The sequence below is a fragment of the Pseudomonas sp. PDM01 genome (assembly GCF_014852325.1).
In the GTDB taxonomy this organism is placed as follows: domain Bacteria; phylum Pseudomonadota; class Gammaproteobacteria; order Pseudomonadales; family Pseudomonadaceae; genus Aquipseudomonas; species Aquipseudomonas migulae.
In genome coordinates this window covers 34,090-50,173 of sequence record NZ_JACVBK010000001.1, presented here as the reverse complement: position 1 = coordinate 50,173, position 16,084 = coordinate 34,090, and the positions used below count along the sequence as shown (strand labels likewise).

Here is a 16,084-nt window from a genome sequence, read left to right as displayed (position 1 = left end):
CCAGGAGGTCAGGATGAAGTTTTTGGTGATTGGCGGCGCAGGCTACATCGGCTCGCACATGGTGAAACAATTGCTGCGTGCGGGTCACGAGCTGGTGGTGGCAGACAACTTTTCCACCGGCTACCGCAGCGCCTTGCCGGGCGGAAAGCTGGTCGAACTGGACATCGCCGACGCGCAAGCCCTGGACGATGTTTTTGCTGCTGAACATTTTGATGCGGTGTTCCACTTCGCTTCATTTATCCAGGTCGGCGAATCCGTCACCGAGCCTGCCAAGTATTACCGGAACAACCTCGCCGCTACGCTGACGCTGCTACAAGCCATGGTGCGCGCGAAGGTCAAACACTTGGTTTTTTCCTCGACCGCCGCCGTCTATGGTGACCCGGTATACGTGCCCATCGACGAAGAACATCCCAAGGCCGCCATCAACCCTTATGGCCGCAGCAAGTGGATGGTGGAGCAGATACTGGAAGACTTCGACCGCGCCTACGGTCTTAAATCGGTGTGCCTGCGCTACTTCAATGCCGCCGGCGCCGACCCTGAAGGACAGCTGGGTGAACGCCATGAACCGGAAACCCACCTGCTGCCACTGATCCTGCAAGCGGCCTCGGGCCGACGCGAATCCATCACCGTGTTTGGTCGGGATTACGACACGCCGGACGGCACCTGTATTCGCGACTACGTCCACGTGGTCGATCTCGTTGCCGCTCACGCACTTGCCGTGGATTATCTGCTGGCCGGTGGCGCAAGCACGGCGTTCAACCTCGGTAACGGCCAAGGGTTTTCAGTACAGGAAGTGATAGACACTGTGCGTCGCGTCACCGGCCAGGACTTCTGCGTCAGTGACGCGCCCCGCCGTGCCGGCGACCCGCCACGGCTGGTGGCCGACCCCCGAAAGGCCAACGCGATACTGGGCTGGCAAACTCAATTTGCCTCGCTTGAAGAGATCGTGACGCACGCCTGGAAGTGGGAGCAGAAGCACCCTTGGCACTGACAGTCGGCGCTGGAGCATAACGCGCCGCGCGCCGAAGGGTGACGCGCTAGTAGTAAGAGCGGTTTTGTGGCTCGGCTTTGTTCAGCACCGTACCAATCAGATTGGCTGAGCCCAGGTGATGCAGGCTTTCCTCGATCTCTTTCTTGCTGTTCATGCCGTTGGCGACCACGAGCAGGACGCAGTCGAATTTCGGCAGGACGGTAATGACATCGTCCGAGCTGAGGATTGGCGGCAAGTCGAAAATCACGATACGCGAGTTGTAGCGTTCACGCAGATCACTGATCAAATGGGTCACTGCGGGCGATGACAACACCTCGGTGGAGAGAGGAATCGGCTTACGGGTCGGCAGGACGACAAAACGCGGCAAGGTCGGGTTGACCAGAACCTCTTGCAGTTCCGCTTCGTCGGCCAGGTATTCATTGAGCGATTTATCCATCGGCAGACCCAGGCAGGCACCCACTGTCGGACGGCGCAGGTCAAAATCCACCAGCAATGCAGTCTTGGTGGTGTGATGGGCGATGCTCATTGCCAGGTTGATCGCCAGGACCGTCTTGCCTGCCTCCGGCGTCGGCGAGGTGATGGCAAGCGTACGCCAGCCGTTTTCTTCCATGATTTTCAGAACTTGCGTGCGCAGCAGATCGAACGCCCCGCCCATGTTCGAGTTCTTGTTGTACGCCACAATGCGGTTACGCTCGAGATGATCCGGGCGCAAAGGCACAACTTTGGTTTGCACATAACTGAGCGCATTCAGACCTGCAGAGTGCCCGGTTGCGGTCATGGCTTTTGGCGTGGCCACGAGGGCCGAGGACGACTGTTTTTCATCATCTTCGGTATCGGTCTTGTTAAATTCCATGGCTGTATTCCTTATGCAAACCGGCCCAAAGCTTTAAAAATCAAAAGATCCAGTGGCATGTAGAGGAAGTGCACGAGCACCAGAAAGATCACGAATGCCACTATCCCACAGATGATCAAGCGCGTTCGCCACCTCTTGCGATTCGCCAGCTCCGCCTTGGTGTGAATGTAGGGAATGGCAACCAGTACACGCCGCCCCAACACGCTACCCAGGGCTTCAGCTCCGCGCACACGCTGAGTCAGCATTTCCAGGAGCATCACCAATGCGCCAGCGCCCACAGGGGCAAGCACGAAGCCCATGGCAACCACTTTCTTGCGGTTCGGCCGTACCGGTTTTTCAGGCATCAGCGGCGACTCCAGGAGAACAAAACGCTCGGCTTTGTTTTCCTGTTCCAGGCTTTCGGAAATTCTCGCATTCATCTCCTTGGCGCGCATTTCCTCGTATTTCTTTTTCGCGTTGTCATGGTCACGCATCAGCGTGATCAGGCCGCGCTCGACTTGTGGCATTTCAATAATCTGCGCTTCGTATTCGGCTATTTTCTGCTGCGTCTGCTGCTTCTGATCGGCCAGCGACTTGATACGTGCGTCGGTGGCCGCGATCCGCGCCTGAGCCTTCGCTACATCCATACTGACGGACACTACCGAACTCCCCGCCACCGACTTGTTCGCCTCAAGTGCCGCAATCTTGCGTTTCACGGCACGCACATCGGGGTGGGCTTCGGTATACAGCGTCAGCAAACGGACGTATTCCGCCTTGAGGCTGCCCAGATCCTGCGGTTTGTCAGCGGCTGCACCCGCCACGCCAGGCTTGGTCGCTACGCCGGCATTGGCGGCGACAAGCTCCAACTCATTGAAGCGCAAATCCTCACGGGCAGCCTTGTAGTCACGATCGACTTCCTTGAGGTCGTTTTCGGCGCGGGTCAACATGTTCGTGAGCAATTCCCGATTCTCGGGCAGCGATTTGCTGTGCTCCTCCTTGTATTTCGCCACGCGACTGTCCTGGGCATTCAGGGCAACCTCGAGCTTGTCCGCCTCCTGCTTTGCGAACTCTGTGTTTTCATTGGCGCGCTCGGTGCGCTGCCGGATGTTTTCATTCAGGAACAGCGTCACCAGCTCGTTGGCCACTTTGTTGGCAATCTCTGGTTGGCGGTGCTCAAAGGAAAGACGAAACGCAATCGTCACTTCCCCGCGACCCTTGACCGCGGCGCTGACCAGGGTGACCCCGATCGTATTGCGCATTTCATCGATTTTCTCGGAAACGCTCAACTGCCGGCCTTGAGAAGAGAACAAGTTGTATTTGTCGATGATCGCTAAAAGATTCTCCCGGGTCATCACACGCTGGCGAATGACTTCGATGCGCTCATCGGCAAAGGTGCCGTTGTTTGTCGCGACCAGTTCAGGCGAGATCTGCTGCGACTCGATCAGGATCGTGCCAGAGGACTCGAACGTGGGCGGCAGCGACATCGCGACCGCGATGCTCACGCCAAGTATGGCTGCGCAACTCACGATCAACAGCACGGCGTGGTGTTTGACGATGGCGATGTAGTCGTTGACCGACATTTCGTATTCAGAGGCCATATTTCTCACACAACTGAATTTCAGAGACCGGGGTAACTGTAAATCAGTGTCATCCCGACAATATTTGCGCTGGCATCCGGCAAGCCGTCCTGCTGACGCTCCTTGTACGTGAAGGATAGGCGCGCAATCCAAAAAGGCGAGAGTTCTTGACTGATCCAGGCACTGTAATTAAGCAAAGTGTTCGGCGTCTGGCCTTTGGTGTCCTGCCAGGAGGCATCAAAACCGGTGCGTCGGATCTCATCGATGGCGTAACTGAATGTTCCCTTCAGGTTATCCGCCTCGACGAACCCGCCGTCACCGCTGGCGACCGTACTGCGACCGGCGTCGACGATTGCATCAAACCGCTCGCCGGTGTATTGCAAGGTCAATCCGCCCTGCCCCTTGGGGCCGTCACCCGAACCGGAAACCTGATTGACGCCCGCGTACACCGTACCCTTGAACTGCTCGGAGAGCTGGAAGTTCACGCCGACCGTGGGTGTATAGCTGTTTGAGGAGGACGCCACTGCAGAGCCCTTCTCAGGCTCATAGCGCCTGACGCCTAAACGGGTGAACACCTCGGTCTGCTCGCTCCACGCGTAGCTCCACGTAAAGCGGGTGGCCAGTTCGTCGTAGTTGATCAGGGTCGGAATGTCGTAAGTGACATGAGTGTAGTCAGTCTCGTTGAGCAACGTACTGCGCTCGCTGAGAGCCGTATGCCAGTTGCCGCCCAAGGTATACAGCTTTTGCGTGCCGTCGGCTGCTACCACGCCGGTTTCCTGAACGGCAGTGGAGAGCGTTGAACTCTCTTCATACCTGGCCGTGAGTCCAAAACCGCCCGTTTCGGTTTCCCGCTGCCACCCCAGTTTCAATCGGGGGTCTTCACGGTCCGTCACGATGTCGGTATCGGAAGAACGCACGACGTATACACCGAGACCGAATTGAAACTCATCCCGACCGGAAGTACCGACAAGGCCGTACTCGGGAGCGATGATGGTGCGGGTCACACCCTGCTCGCCACTCGTGAGCAACAGTGGATTGCTGTCGTACTCGACAGTCGAAGGCACCGCGATTGATGATTGCCAGGTCGCCGCATGGGCCACACCGGAACACGACAGGATCAGGGTTGCAGTGGCAACCCCGGTAGTTCGAAGAGCAAGCAAGTTAATCCTTAATGCATCGCGCAAGTCTAAGGCACGACCAGCGTATCGCCGGCCTGGAGGAGAATATTGGTGGACATGTCACGCCCGGACATCAGATCGCTGTAATTGACTGGCAGGATCTGTTGCTTGGTCCCGTTGAGTCGCACGACCTTGATTTCATCCTTGTCGGCAAACTTGTCGAGCCCGCCCGCCACGCTCAAAACCTGCAGCACTGACGTTTGACCTGATAAATGGACACTGCCTGGCTTCAACACTTTGCCCTGCACGTACACGAGATTGCCATCCGTGCTGGTGACGACAACGCTCACCTGCGGATCGGGTATGTACTTTACAAGCTTGGCAGCTATTTTCTCTTCGACTGCGGTGGTATCGAGACCCGCCACATCGACTTGCCCTGCCAGCGGGAAGGTAATGCTTCCGTTGGGAAGAACGATCACGTCCTGCTTGAGCTTTTCTTCGCCCCAAACGGAAACGGCAAGCTTGTCACCCGGACTCAACCGGTATGCAGCATCGTTTGCGACGGCATTGGAAATGCTGGGCATAACTGCCAGCGCGCAGACCACAGGTAACCAGAAACGCGACATCGGGATCCCTCCGCCTAAGTAGCCTTGCCAAGAGTCTTGCATAAAAACCGGGGTAAATCACTCTTGCTCATTTTTAGGTCAAGGAAACGATCAAGGGGCTGTTTTTTGCGTTCGACGCCGTGCGGTTTTCGTCGGCCTGACGCCTCTATTGCCTGCCGGGAAACAGCTGGCGAAGGAAGTTTTTTATTTAACAATAAGTTGTCGTTAAACATATCGACCTCGATGTCTGCCTGCCAAATTAATAGCACTCTGTTTAATAGAGCCCGTCATTCAGCTAATACATCGCCAAACCCACTAGCAGATCAAATTGATATCAATCACTAGTGTCAATGCGCCACACAATCGCCAGCAAAAACAAAAAGCTAGCTACACCTTCCGCCGGTTGGCGACCATGACAAAACCGAATAACGCGGATGAAAACAACCAGGCGGCAGCTGCTAACGGAACTGCATTCGATTGATTGGTGAGGGCATCATCCCCGCCACTCAAAACTTTACTTTGCGTACCTGAATCTGCCGTTAACTTGTCAACGGCAAGTTGCGCCATTAATCCGTCACAGGAAGAACTATTGACGGTAGCGCCCACCTTGGTGGCGGATTCTATAAGGCTGTTGATTTGATTTTTTGCTGTATCAGCGAAGCTGGTATCGCTGGCCGAAGCTGCCGCACCAGGACCGTTTGCAACGGTTGAAGGGGCACCAACCTGCTCGGCGGCGGTCATGCCCGCTTTTGGACCATACGCTTGGCAAGCATCGCCCATGCGGTTAATTTCACGGGTCAAATTGGCCGTTTGTGCGGTGGCAATGGCCGCACCATTAAAGAGCACGCAGAACAAAACGGATTTGAGAACCAGTGATGAACGCATTGAAGCCCGCCTCCCTGCACACAGGGTGTTCCTGATATCGAATGAAGGATTCGTTACCCAGCTGATTGGAGCCTATAAGCACATAGCCAGCACGTCAATGGTCTGTCACAACAATAAATTAAAATAAAAATCAAGGCAGAATGGCGTCAATAAATCGACAATTAGTCCTCATCACAACAAGGGTCTCTATCTCCTTGAAACGACTCAAACATGGGCATCAGCCCTACCGAAAACGGGCCTGAACGCTTTGCTTTTTCCTCGCCGAAACACCGGCGACAAAAAACTATCTACGCTGGCCGCCATGCATCCACTCTCGTGGACTGACGCCGGTCTTGCGCCGAAATGCCCGGGCGAGCGCCGAAGGGCTTTCATACCCCACTTCATCGGCAATCAGGGCAATGGACTTGCCTTCACGCAAGCGTTTCTGGGCCAGGCTGATGCGCCAGCTCACCAGGTAATCCACCGGGGTCTGCCCCACCACCTGACGAAAGTGTTCGGCAAAACTGGCCCGGGACATGTTGGCCGCCGTCGACAACTCAGCCACAGTCCAGGACTTGCCGGGCGTGTCGTGCATCAGGCTTAACGAGCGAGCCAAGCGCGGGTCGGCGAGACCGGCCATCATGCCGGGGCTTTGTTCGCGATTGGTCAGAATGTGCCGCAGCAACTGGATCACCAGCACTTCGAACAAGCGGTCCATCATCGCTTCGCGACCGCAAATGCCGCCGAAGGCTTCGTTGAACAACCAGTCCAGCGTACCGGCCATGGTCGGCACTTCATCGAGATCAAGTACCAGGTAATCGGGCAACGCCGCCGCCAGCGCATTCCCCGCACCGCCATCGAACGTCAGCGAGGCACACACCAGTTGTGTGTCGGACGTGTCAGCGGCAATCAATCGGTGGCGGTAAGGCCGAGGGAAGAAAATCAAGGTGGGTGTGTTGAGCTCAATCGCACGCTCATCGGCCAGTTTCAGGGTCAGCTCGCCGGATTGCAGCAGATGGAGGTGCCCGCAGGCCTGATCACCGTCAAAACCGGTGGTGCCGCAAAAGGTCCCGCTGTGGAAGGTACCGGCGCTGACGCCGAAATGGCTGAGCAAGGTGGACAAGCGATCCATGGACAGGCTCCTGGCGGCATATTTGGACGATCAGTCGCATATCATCGACGATTTGCAGCCAATAGACCAGCGCTCGTCATTAGCATGGACCCCGTACCCAGCGCACACCGCGCCGTCATCTACGGAGATCCACCATGAGCCGCATCAACACCCTGAGCCTCGAACACGCCACCGACACCACTCGCCCGCTGCTGGAAGGCGTGCAGAAAAAAATCGGTTTTTTGCCCAATGTCTTCAAGACGCTGGCGCATGCTCCCGCCGTGCTGTCCTCTTATCTGCAACAGTCTGCGACCCTCGGTAAAACGTCACTGAGCGCCACCGAGAAAGAAGCGATTTTCCTCGCCACGTCCCAGGTGAATGGGTGCGACTACTGCCTCGCGGCCCACACATTGTTTGCCGGCAAGGCCGGGTTATCCGCGCAAGACATCCTCAGCGCCCGCAGCGGACAGCTCAATGCCTTTGCCACCCTCGCCCGGCAGATCACCGAAAGCCGTGGCCACCTGGGCAGCGAGCAGATCGCAGCGGCACGGGCAGCCGGGATCAACGACAGCAAGATCGTCGAAGTGATCGCTCATGTGGCCTCGCAGACCTTGACCAATTACCTCAACAACGTCGCCCTGACCGAGATCGATTTTCCGGCCATCGATGCTTGAACGACTGTCTATTCGGGAGAACCGCTGATGAACACCGTGACGCTCTATACCACTGACACTTGCCCTTATTGCCGCAACGCCAAGATTTTGCTGGCGAGCCGAGGCATTGCGGCACAGGAAATAAACGTTCAATCGGAACCTGGGAAGTTTGAGGAGATGCTCGGCCGCAGTGGTCGCCGTAGCGTGCCGCAGATTTTTATCGGTGATGTGCATGTTGGAGGGTTTGACGAGCTGGCCAAACTTGATCGTCAGGGGGGGGTGATGTCGATGCTGGCTTGAGGCCGGTGATTTTTTGGGGGTGTACATATCCGTTGTTGTGGTAACGGCTGCTATTGGTTCCGCTTTTACAGCGGGTTACTTGGAAAAGCGCCAAGTAACCAAGCGCCTGCGCCCCTGACGTACGGTGGCTCGCCAAGGCTCGCCATGCCCTCGCTCCGGTCCTGCTCCGTGGGCCCGCCGCCATCGGCCATCCCTGGCCGGGGGCGGCTAACCCGGCATCCTTGCCGGGTTGCCCACTGCGCAGAACCTCCGCTCGGCCTTCCGACGGGGCAGATCAAGATCAAAAACCAAAGCAAAGCAAAGCAAAAACGAGGCGGCCTACCAGCCGACCTGTTTCTTTGCTCGTACGCATTCCCCCTGTAGGAGCCGGCTTGCTGGCGATGGAAGCCAACGATAACGCGGGCTGTCTGAATGAACGTGTTGCCCAGACATTTTTCGCCGGCAAGCCGGCTCCTACAGGGAATCGCGTACGCTTTTGATTTCCACCACTCATCAGGTCGAGCGTTAGCTCGCCTTCAGCTTTTGATCTGAGCGCCCCCTCGAGAGGCCGAGCGCAGGTTCTGCGCAGTGGGCAACCCGGCATGGATGCCGGGTTAGCCGCCCCCGGCCAGGGATGGCCGATCGCGGCGGGCCCACGGAGCAGGACCGGAGCGAGGGCATGGCGAGCATTAGCGAGCCACCGAACGAAAGGGGCAAGAGCCCTTGGTTACTTGGGGCTTTTCCAAGTGACTCGCCGTAAGGGCGAAACCAATAGCGGCCATAACCGCAGAAATGGATATGTACACCTGAAAGAAAATAGTCGCCGGATAGACCGCTATCGCCGGCAAGCCAGCTCCTACAGGGACCGGGTACATCCGCAAGAGTCGGGGCATATGGGCAAACACACAAAGGGCGCTCTATGATTGACCCCTATGACCACGTCGATGCCGATCCGCCAACCCTGCCCGCCCGGTGCCTGCAACTGCGAGCGTGAACCGCTGCTGGAAAAAGCGGGCGCGGACCTGCGCATCCTGTTCCTGACCCGCACCGAGGAAAAACGCCTGCTCGACCGCCTGGAAAACCTCCAGAGCCTGAGCGACCTCGAACGGATGCAACAGCGGATGTTCGAACAACTGGGCATCCGGGTCGAAATCGCCCCCGGCTTCAACGAAGTCCGCACCATGCGCGGCATCGCCATCTCCATCGGCGAATTGCCGGGGCTGTGCCGCAAAACCCGCCAGGCGATCCCGGCCGCGATTCGTCGCGGGCTGGAAAAACGGCCGGAAATCGCCTACGAACTGCTCAACGCCAACGACCTGCTGCGCGACGCTTGACGGCTGAATGCCCCCCCAACAATCCCGAATGCCACGAAAGAGGATCAGCGGTCGTACGCGAATCCCGGCGCGCTGCTATGCCTTCTCAAAGGGAGAAAGACATTCAAGCCCGTCAGGATGAGGCGGGAAACAGGCGTGACCGTGGTCCCGGCGCCAGCCAGGTGCGCGAAGAGCAACAGGTGCCAATCCCTATCAGGAGGTGGCAGATGTTATTCATGGTCAGTTGGTCAATCAGTCCGCAAAACCGCAACAGCGCGATCAAGCGCTTTCTCGAGACCCAAGGTGCCCCGCCCCCCGGCGTCAAGATGCTCGGGCGCTGGCATGCCGTCGGTGGCTCGAGCGGTTTTGGCATCGCGGAAACCGACGATGCCGTACAGATTCAAAAATGGGTGCTGCAATGGAGTGACCTGATGAGCATGGAGGTTCATGCGGCACTCACCGATGAGCAGGCTGGGCCACTGCTGGCGGCGGCTGTCAGCAAGTAATAATCGTCGTGGCGGCGAGTCTTGCTCGCCGCCACGACGCAGGCGCTCTGTCAGCGTCAGGCTTTAGATCCTGCTACGTCTTGATTCCCACCCGCCGCCGCATCTCGGCAGTGATTGCCTGAGCAGCAGAGCGATACGCCGGGGGAAAATTCAATCGGGGGTTGAAACTGCCCTGACAGACGGACAGATGGCCGGGCACTGGGCACGCCGGCAAGTGAATATACTCAGCGGGAGTGGGCACATCCTCCGGAGAGCAATCATGCGAACGGTTCACGTCATCACCCCCGAAAAAACCCCGGGGCCGGTCAATGTGGTGGGTGAGGCGATCACGGTTCTCGCCGGCGGCGATCTGAGCAAACCCTTTGAAATGCACATTCAGGAAGGCGTGCAAGGGGGCGGGCCGCCGCTGCATTTCCATCCGTGGGACGAGGCTTTCTACGTTACCGACGGGCAGGTCGAAGTGACGGTCGAGGGCAAGTCCACCACCGTTTCTGCCGGCGGCTACGTGCATATTCCCGGTGGGTCGATCCATGCCTACAAAAACATCAGCGCGACCGCGAGGATGATTGGCGTGGTGTCCGATCCGCGCGGCGGCCAGTTTTTTACGGCGGTGGACCGGCTGAGGGTGCCGGAGGATTTGCCGCGAATCCTGGAGATTGCCGAAGCGCACGGGGTTACGTTTCTGATTCCGAAATCACCGCAGCCCCTGTAGGAGCCAGGCTTGCCGGCGAAGGGGCCTGTCAGTACGCCTTCGCCGGCAAGCCTGGCTCCTACAAAAAGCTGGTCAAGCGGCGCCACCTTTGGCCTGCTGCTCCAGATGCACCTGCAAATCCGGATCTATCTGCAACGCCGCCGCCAGCTCATCCAGGTAGCTGCGCTCGGCGTCTTGCTGATCGTCCACCAACATCACGCTGGCCAGGTACATTTCCGCCGCAATCGCCGGGTCCGTCGCCGACTGCGCCACATCCGCGGGATCCAGCGGCCGGGCGACTTCATCATCCAGCCATTGCTGCAGTTCCGGGTCATCGGTATGGCGGCCGATTTCAGTGCTGATCATTTGTTTCTCGGCGGCGTCGATCCGGCCATCGGCCTTCGCCGCCGCGATCAATGCGCGCAGGACCGCGTGGCTGTGGTCCTCGACTTCCGGGCCGGAGAGCAGATCCACGGTGCGCGGCGCCTGTTGCGGCGCGGCCGCCTGACTGTTTTGCCAGGCCTGATACGCCTGAAAAGCCATCATCCCCAGGGACGCCAACGCTGCGTAGTTGGTGCCCCCACCCGAGCGAGTCTGGGTCGCGCCGCCCATGCCCGAACCGCCGCCCAGCAAGCCCCCAAGCAAACCGCCCAACCCGGCGTTTGCACCGCCACCGCCACCGCCGCCCAACAGGCCACCGAGTAACCCGCCAAGACCGCCACCCATACCGCCTTGAGGTGCGCCGCCACTTTGCTGCGTCATCGAGCCCTGGCCGGCTCGCAAGAGTTGTTCGAGCAAATCGCTGGTGTTCATGACGACGTCCTCATCGGTTGGAGTTATCCAGTCAGGCAACGATAGTCCTCGTACGCCGTTGCGCCATTACCGTTTGGCTGACTTCGCTGTCTGTGGTGTTCAAGCGTTTTGGTGGGTATCCATTATTAACGCTCGGCCTGATGAGTGGCGAAAATCAAAAGCGTACGCGATTCCCTGTAGGAGCCGGCTTGCCGGCGATGGCGGAGGGTCAGTCACCTGTTGATTGGCTGCACGAACGCTATCGCCGGCAAGCCAGCTCCTACAGGGGGTTGCGGACACTCGTGAGTGAAAGGTCGGCTGGAAGGACGCCATCGCCAGCAAGCCGGCTCCTACAGGGGATCGGTGTACATGGCCGGAATGAGTGAGCGCGACGGAGAAGGAGAACATGTACGAGCAAAGAGCCAGGTCGGCTGGCAGGCCGCCTCGTTTTTGCTTTGGCTTTTGATCTTGATCTGCCCCGTCGGAAGGCCGAGCGGAGGTTCTGCGCAGTGGGCAACCCGGCAAGGATGCCGGGTTAGCCGCCCCCGGCCAGGGATGGCCGATGGCGGCGGGCCCACGGAGCAGGACCGGAGCGAGGGCATGGCGAGCCTTAGCGAGCCACCGTACGTCAGGGGCAAAGCCTTTTGGTTCCTTTTTGGCGTTTGAAAAAGGGACTCGCTGTAAGAGCGAAACCGATAGCCGCCGTTACCGCAGGAATGGATATGTACTCCCTCAAAAAAATCGCCGCCTGATACACAGCCATCGCGAGCAGGCTCACTCCCACATGGGCTCCGGCTACATCCGCAAGATCAGGACGGCTTCAGCCCCCAGAATGGACGCAAGCGCAGTCCGACAGAGGCATTCCCTTGGTGAAGGATTTCATACCCAACACCACGGTATTTTTTGACGACCCAGCTAAGATTTACAGACGGTGAACCTTATTCCCGGATTTCCGGTCGATACCTGCAACCCGACCCGGTTCGCCACCGCCCCCGATAAACGAGGGTGATGACTGGCTTGCTTCACTTTCTGGAGAACGCCCCCGTGATATCCACCCTACACATCGCCAGGCTCAAAGCATGGGGCGCCCATGGTTTTACCGCCACTGGCGTAGTCACAGCCTTCCTCGCCACCCTCGCCCTGCTGGAAAACCAGCCCACCAATTGCCTGCTGTGGCTGGGCGTCGCACTGATCGTCGACGGGCTCGACGGCGCACTGGCGCGCAAGGTCAACGTACAGTCGGTGTTACCAAGCTTCGACGGCTCGATCCTTGACCTGGTCATCGACTACCTGACGTACGTGTTTATCCCGGCACTGTTTATCTATCGTTACATCCCGTTGCCGGACTACACCCTGCTGCTGACCGTGTCGCTGATACTGGTCTCGTCGCTGTTCTGTTTCTGCAACGTCAACATGAAAAGCAAAGACAACTACTTCCAGGGCTTCCCCGCCGCGTGGAACGTGGTTGCGCTGTGCCTGTACATCATCGCCCCGTCGCCGTGGATCACCCTGCTCACCGTCATCGGCCTGGCGTTGCTGACCGTGACCCGGATGAAATTCCTGCACCCGTTTCGCGTGCGCCGGTTCATGCCGATCAACATCGCTGTGACGGCCATCTGGTTGCTGTGCAGCTTGTCGCTGGTGATCAACCATCCGGTGATCAACCCGATGGTCATGGGGCTCTGGTTGCTGATGTCGGCCTACTTCCTGGGGATTTGCATCTGGCGCACGGCGATGGAATGGTTTGACGGCTCGCGGCACCCATAAGCCATGCCTATTCATATCGTACGACTCGGCTCACCGCGCCTGCCCGATGAAGGCCTTCGGTTAGGCACCGTACGCCGCCCGCCTCGTGGCGTGCCGAAGGCTGAGTTTGCCCGCCGGGATTTTTATGATGTGTGGCAACCGCTGCTGTCCCCCAGCGCTGAATTAGTCGCCGAAGCCAAGGCGGCGGCAGATGAAAAAACCTGGGAAGCCTTCAAGCGCAAGTTCAAGGCTGAAATGAATCAGCCTGCGCCCAGCCAGTTGCTGGATCTGTTGGCAGCCCTCTCCCATCACACCTCGCTGGCCGTCGGCTGCTATTGCGAAGATGAAGCGCACTGCCATCGCTCGGTATTACGCGAACTGCTGGAAGCACGCGGCGCCAAGATTATTTAAATTCCAAAACCCCACAAATCCCCTGTAGGAGCCGGCTTGCTGGCGATGGCGTCCGTCCAGTTTCCCTTACTTTTACTGACGGACCGCCATCGCTGGCAAGCCAGCTCCTACAAGGGATCGCGTCGTTCTCAAGGTTGAAGTTCACGGCGTAATCGCCACCCTCATAACCCCGCCCCACTCCCGCCTGACCAGACGACAGGTTGATCATGGTCAATACTCAAAGGGTTGAATGCCTGTCGAATGACCCTGACGCTCGTTTACCCACGGGAGGTTTGTCATGTCTGAGCAATCACGTTTCATGCTGGTCGCCTCACCCCTGATGGAACACAGCCCCGCCTTCGACAGGGCCGCAGCGCTGGCCAAGGCCGAAGACGCGGCGCTGCACATCGTTGCGTTCGATTATCTGGAGGGCCTGGCGACCGCCAGTCTGGTCAATGAAAAGGCCCTGGAGCAGATGCGCCTGGGCTATGTCGATCGACACCGTCAATGGCTTGAGGACCAGGCGCGGCCCTTGCGCAAGATCGGGGTGCACGTCACCACTGAAGTGACGTGGGTCGAACGGCCGCTGGAGGAAATCCTGATTCACCTGAAAGAGCAGCCGATGGACGTGCTGATCAAGGCGCTGGAGCCGCATTCGATGCTCTCAAGGCTGATGTTCACGCCACTCGACGTGCATTTGCTGCGGGAATGCCCGGTGCCGCTGCACTTCGTCAGCCATGCCGCGCATGCCTTGCCGCGCAAGATCGTCGCGGCGGTCGACCCGTTCCATCGTGATGATCACTACAAAAGCTTCAACGACCGCATTCTTCACGAAGCGGCAAAACTGGCCAGCGCCTGTAATGCCGAGCTGGACGTGGTCTACGCCTATGACTTGTCATCGATCAGCGCCGATGAATTCGGCTTCGACAACGGTTCGGCGTTTTTCTCGTCGGGCAAAGCCAGGACCCTGTTCGACTACCAGGAAGCAGCCTTCAACGAACTGGCCGAACGCAACGGCATCGCGCCGCAGCAACGACACATGATCATGGGCAACCCGGTAAAGGTCCTGACCCGCTACGCCGATGCCTGCGACATCGACGTGATCGTCATGGGCCGCATCGGCCATCGCGGCCTGGGCAGGCTGATCGGCAGCACGGTGGAGCACCTGCTGTACAAAATGCCGTGCAGCGTCTGGGTGGTGTACAGCGAGCGGTTGGATGAGTAATCCGGTACGCCGCAAAACCGGAAACTCGCCACGCCCCCTGTAGGAGCTGGCTTGCCAGCGATGGCGGTCTGCCAGTTAACACGATGGTAACTGGACGGACGCTATCGCTGGCAAGCCAGCTCCTACAGGGGGCGTGGCGTTTTTCAGCGTCGGGTGATCACCACTTCAAGGTATTCACTCGGCACCACCAGCGATTTTTCACCCGTGCGGTTCAAGCGGTTGATCAGCTCGGTCAGGTCACCTTCAAGGGCCTGGGCGCCTTCGGGGGGCAGCGCCGCGAACGCCTTGTGGACCGGGCCATACCAGGTGCGGAACGTGTCGATGAAATGCGCGGCCGAACGGTAGCGGAAATTGAAAAACCGCCGTGTCACCTGAAGCAGAAACTCGTGCTCATCGAAGTGCTTATGCAGCCAGGCCTCGGAACCCCAGTTCGACGGTGGTTGTGCCCCCGGCGGAGGTGGCATGTGCCGGCCCAGGGTCTTGAACATCTGGCCGACAAAACCTTCGGGCGTCCAGTTGGCGAGGCCGATCCGGCCGCCCGGACGACAGACCCGCGCGAGCTCGGCGGCAGCCTTGGACTGGTCCGGTGCGAACATCACGCCGAAGGTCGACAGCACCGCATCGAAACTGCCGTCCTCGAACGGCAGCGCCTCGGCATCCGCCACTTGAAAGGTCACCTCCAGGCGTTCCGCCCGGGCCCGGTCTTCGCCGCGCTCCAGCAGCGCGGCGACGTAGTCGGTGGACGTGACGCGGGCACCCCGGCGCGCGGCCGCCAGTGTCGCGTTGCCGTTGCCGGCGGCGACGTCCAGCACGCGCTCGTCGCAAAGCAGGTCGCAGGCTTCGGCGAGCTGCTCGCCGACAATCTGCAAGGTGGTGCCGATCACGGCATAGTCGCCACTGGCCCAGGCGGCCATCTGACGGTTTTTCAAGGCAGTGAGATCAATGGGAGTACTCATCAAATCGCTCCGTTACGAGTTCAAACGCCCCTGGCTTATTCCGCCGTGGTGGGGTCGATGACGGTCATGACCCGGGAAATGCGGTTGGCCGGGAAACCACTCAGCCTGGCATGCTCCCGGATCAACTCTTCGTTGGGCGAGAGGTACACACAGTAGAGCTTGTCACCGGTGACATAACTCTGCTGCCACTGCACCTCCGGCAAGTCGCGCAATGCTCGGCAGGACTTTTGCGAAGCCGCTTTCAAATCCCTTTCTGACAGTGTTCCAGCACCCGGAATCTCGCGTTCAATGATGAACTTCGGCATGGCAACCTCTCATTTTTGTTATTGATGACAGGGTCGGCAGACCCTGTGCCAACTATCGCGCTGCTGACCATCGGCGTCCTGCCCGATCGTCGGCCAACCTTGCCCGATCGTCCGGAGGTTTCGCGTTGTA

Annotated in this window: 18 protein-coding genes; 9 read left to right on the top strand and 9 right to left on the bottom strand. The window is 58.9% G+C overall.

Annotation, left to right across the window (positions count from 1 at the left end; all coding sequences use genetic code 11):
• Positions 1-13: 13 nt before the first annotated feature.
• Positions 14-991 carry a UDP-glucose 4-epimerase GalE gene (galE, locus tag IB246_RS00265; RefSeq protein WP_008041069.1) on the top strand — a complete coding sequence of 326 codons (978 nt, stop codon included), beginning with the start codon at positions 14-16 and terminating at the stop codon, positions 989-991.
• 46 nt (positions 992-1,037) lie between these two features.
• On the opposite strand, the gene IB246_RS00260 is transcribed toward galE, so the two are convergent.
• From IB246_RS00260 to IB246_RS00235, 6 genes are all read right to left on the bottom strand, one after another.
• Complete coding sequence (locus IB246_RS00260) at positions 1,038-1,769, bottom strand: CpsD/CapB family tyrosine-protein kinase (protein WP_223437084.1); 732 nt, start codon at positions 1,767-1,769, stop codon at positions 1,038-1,040.
• 86 nt (positions 1,770-1,855) lie between these two features.
• Positions 1,856-3,421 (bottom strand): GumC family protein, encoded by a 1,566-nt coding sequence (locus IB246_RS00255; protein ID WP_008041067.1) that lies wholly within the window; start codon positions 3,419-3,421, stop codon positions 1,856-1,858.
• A 20-nt stretch (positions 3,422-3,441) separates the two neighbouring features.
• On the bottom strand, positions 3,442-4,560 hold the full coding sequence (locus IB246_RS00250; protein WP_008041066.1) for a hypothetical protein: 1,119 nt from the start codon (positions 4,558-4,560) through the stop codon (positions 3,442-3,444).
• A 26-nt stretch (positions 4,561-4,586) separates the two neighbouring features.
• Complete coding sequence (locus IB246_RS00245) at positions 4,587-5,144, bottom strand: polysaccharide biosynthesis/export family protein (protein ID WP_008041065.1); 558 nt, start codon at positions 5,142-5,144, stop codon at positions 4,587-4,589.
• Between the two features lie 366 nt (positions 5,145-5,510).
• A complete protein-coding gene (locus tag IB246_RS00240; protein ID WP_008041064.1) occupies positions 5,511-6,008 on the bottom strand; it encodes a hypothetical protein in 498 nt (165 codons plus the stop codon).
• A 283-nt stretch (positions 6,009-6,291) separates the two neighbouring features.
• The gene (locus IB246_RS00235; RefSeq protein ID WP_008033956.1) at positions 6,292-7,119 is read right to left on the bottom strand and encodes an AraC family transcriptional regulator; all 828 of its coding nucleotides are present in this window, start codon (positions 7,117-7,119) and stop codon (positions 6,292-6,294) included.
• Positions 7,120-7,253: 134 nt separating this feature from the next.
• Here IB246_RS00235 and IB246_RS00230 point away from each other — a divergent pair, with 134 nt between their 5' ends.
• The 5 genes from IB246_RS00230 (at position 7,254) to IB246_RS00210 (ending at position 10,561) form a co-directional block, all read left to right on the top strand.
• Positions 7,254-7,772, top strand: coding sequence for a carboxymuconolactone decarboxylase family protein (locus tag IB246_RS00230; RefSeq protein ID WP_008041063.1), 519 nt, complete (start codon positions 7,254-7,256; stop codon positions 7,770-7,772).
• 27 nt (positions 7,773-7,799) lie between these two features.
• On the top strand, positions 7,800-8,051 hold the full coding sequence (grxC, locus tag IB246_RS00225; protein WP_192229979.1) for a glutaredoxin 3: 252 nt from the start codon (positions 7,800-7,802) through the stop codon (positions 8,049-8,051).
• 911 nt (positions 8,052-8,962) lie between these two features.
• Positions 8,963-9,364, top strand: a complete 402-nt coding sequence (locus tag IB246_RS00220) for a hypothetical protein (RefSeq protein WP_032832826.1) — start codon at positions 8,963-8,965, stop codon at positions 9,362-9,364.
• Positions 9,365-9,570: 206 nt separating this feature from the next.
• Positions 9,571-9,849 (top strand): DUF3303 domain-containing protein, encoded by a 279-nt coding sequence (locus IB246_RS00215; protein ID WP_008043696.1) that lies wholly within the window; start codon positions 9,571-9,573, stop codon positions 9,847-9,849.
• 259 nt (positions 9,850-10,108) lie between these two features.
• Positions 10,109-10,561: a cupin domain-containing protein gene (locus tag IB246_RS00210; RefSeq protein WP_008034751.1), complete on the top strand. Its 453-nt coding sequence runs from the start codon at positions 10,109-10,111 to the stop codon at positions 10,559-10,561.
• Between the two features lie 72 nt (positions 10,562-10,633).
• Here IB246_RS00210 and IB246_RS00205 read toward each other — a convergent pair whose 3' ends face one another.
• Positions 10,634-11,353, bottom strand: coding sequence for a tellurite resistance TerB family protein (locus tag IB246_RS00205; protein WP_008043694.1), 720 nt, complete (start codon positions 11,351-11,353; stop codon positions 10,634-10,636).
• A 1,023-nt stretch (positions 11,354-12,376) separates the two neighbouring features.
• Between IB246_RS00205 and pcsA the strand changes: the two genes are divergently transcribed.
• The 3 genes from pcsA (at position 12,377) to IB246_RS00190 (ending at position 14,693) form a co-directional block, all read left to right on the top strand.
• Positions 12,377-13,099 (top strand): phosphatidylcholine synthase, encoded by a 723-nt coding sequence (gene pcsA / locus IB246_RS00200; RefSeq protein ID WP_008028178.1) that lies wholly within the window; start codon positions 12,377-12,379, stop codon positions 13,097-13,099.
• A 3-nt stretch (positions 13,100-13,102) separates the two neighbouring features.
• Complete coding sequence (locus IB246_RS00195) at positions 13,103-13,489, top strand: DUF488 domain-containing protein (RefSeq protein WP_008043279.1); 387 nt, start codon at positions 13,103-13,105, stop codon at positions 13,487-13,489.
• Between the two features lie 277 nt (positions 13,490-13,766).
• Positions 13,767-14,693, top strand: a complete 927-nt coding sequence (locus IB246_RS00190) for a universal stress protein (RefSeq protein ID WP_008043281.1) — start codon at positions 13,767-13,769, stop codon at positions 14,691-14,693.
• 143 nt (positions 14,694-14,836) lie between these two features.
• On the opposite strand, the gene IB246_RS00185 is transcribed toward IB246_RS00190, so the two are convergent.
• Positions 14,837-15,649 carry a class I SAM-dependent methyltransferase gene (locus tag IB246_RS00185; RefSeq protein ID WP_008043284.1) on the bottom strand — a complete coding sequence of 271 codons (813 nt, stop codon included), beginning with the start codon at positions 15,647-15,649 and terminating at the stop codon, positions 14,837-14,839.
• 35 nt (positions 15,650-15,684) lie between these two features.
• The gene (locus IB246_RS00180) at positions 15,685-15,954 is read right to left on the bottom strand and encodes a DUF4242 domain-containing protein (RefSeq protein ID WP_008028186.1); all 270 of its coding nucleotides are present in this window, start codon (positions 15,952-15,954) and stop codon (positions 15,685-15,687) included.
• Between the last annotated feature and the right edge of the window lie 130 nt (positions 15,955-16,084).

Excerpts from the sequence above, each read along its gene's own strand:
- galE (WP_008041069.1), top strand. The coding sequence starts at position 14 with ATGAAGTTTTTGGTGATTGGCGGCGCAGGCTACATCGGCTCGCACATG.
- IB246_RS00260 (WP_223437084.1), bottom strand. The coding sequence starts at position 1,769 with ATGACCGCAACCGGGCACTCTGCAGGTCTGAATGCGCTCAGTTATGTG.
- IB246_RS00255 (WP_008041067.1), bottom strand. The coding sequence starts at position 3,421 with ATGGCCTCTGAATACGAAATGTCGGTCAACGACTACATCGCCATCGTC.
- IB246_RS00245 (WP_008041065.1), bottom strand. The coding sequence starts at position 5,144 with ATGTCGCGTTTCTGGTTACCTGTGGTCTGCGCGCTGGCAGTTATGCCC.
- IB246_RS00240 (WP_008041064.1), bottom strand. The coding sequence starts at position 6,008 with ATGCGTTCATCACTGGTTCTCAAATCCGTTTTGTTCTGCGTGCTCTTT.
- IB246_RS00235 (WP_008033956.1), bottom strand. The coding sequence starts at position 7,119 with ATGGATCGCTTGTCCACCTTGCTCAGCCATTTCGGCGTCAGCGCCGGT.
- IB246_RS00230 (WP_008041063.1), top strand. The coding sequence starts at position 7,254 with ATGAGCCGCATCAACACCCTGAGCCTCGAACACGCCACCGACACCACT.
- grxC (WP_192229979.1), top strand. The coding sequence starts at position 7,800 with ATGAACACCGTGACGCTCTATACCACTGACACTTGCCCTTATTGCCGC.
- IB246_RS00220 (WP_032832826.1), top strand. The coding sequence starts at position 8,963 with ATGACCACGTCGATGCCGATCCGCCAACCCTGCCCGCCCGGTGCCTGC.
- IB246_RS00215 (WP_008043696.1), top strand. The coding sequence starts at position 9,571 with ATGTTATTCATGGTCAGTTGGTCAATCAGTCCGCAAAACCGCAACAGC.
- IB246_RS00210 (WP_008034751.1), top strand. The coding sequence starts at position 10,109 with ATGCGAACGGTTCACGTCATCACCCCCGAAAAAACCCCGGGGCCGGTC.
- IB246_RS00205 (WP_008043694.1), bottom strand. The coding sequence starts at position 11,353 with ATGAACACCAGCGATTTGCTCGAACAACTCTTGCGAGCCGGCCAGGGC.
- IB246_RS00195 (WP_008043279.1), top strand. The coding sequence starts at position 13,103 with ATGCCTATTCATATCGTACGACTCGGCTCACCGCGCCTGCCCGATGAA.
- IB246_RS00190 (WP_008043281.1), top strand. The coding sequence starts at position 13,767 with ATGTCTGAGCAATCACGTTTCATGCTGGTCGCCTCACCCCTGATGGAA.
- IB246_RS00185 (WP_008043284.1), bottom strand. The coding sequence starts at position 15,649 with ATGAGTACTCCCATTGATCTCACTGCCTTGAAAAACCGTCAGATGGCC.
- IB246_RS00180 (WP_008028186.1), bottom strand. The coding sequence starts at position 15,954 with ATGCCGAAGTTCATCATTGAACGCGAGATTCCGGGTGCTGGAACACTG.